1 protein-coding gene is annotated in these 312 nt (G+C 72.8%); it reads right to left on the bottom strand.

Annotation, left to right across the window (positions count from 1 at the left end; genetic code table 11):
• Nucleotides 1-312 (bottom strand): alpha/beta fold hydrolase (locus tag EE949_RS12970; protein ID WP_122664656.1); only part of this gene is annotated, 312 nt, incomplete at both ends.

Genomic DNA, 312 nt, shown 5'->3' with positions numbered 1-312 from the left:
TCGGTGACGACCTGCGTGCCCATCGAGTGCCCGACCAGGACCGGGTCCTGGAGCCCGAGGTCGTCGATGACCCGTCCGACCGCGTCGGCGTAGCGCTCGATCGAGACCTTCCCGCGGAACCGCGGGACGCCGGCGAACCCCGGCAGGTCCAGCGCGTGCACCGGACCGTTCTCGTTGAGGTGCGGGGCGAGCCGCTCGTAGTAGGTCGACGCGATGCCCAGGCCCGCGACCAGCACGAAGGCCCGCGCGCCCGGCTCGCCGATCGAGCTCACACGGACGTAGGTGCCGTCGACCGCGACCCGGTCCACCTGC

Origin of the sequence: Pseudomonas viridiflava, from assembly GCF_900602065.1 — a bacterium.
Lineage (GTDB): Bacteria > Pseudomonadota > Gammaproteobacteria > Pseudomonadales > Pseudomonadaceae > Aquipseudomonas.
This window is presented reverse-complemented; position numbering and strand designations above follow the sequence as displayed.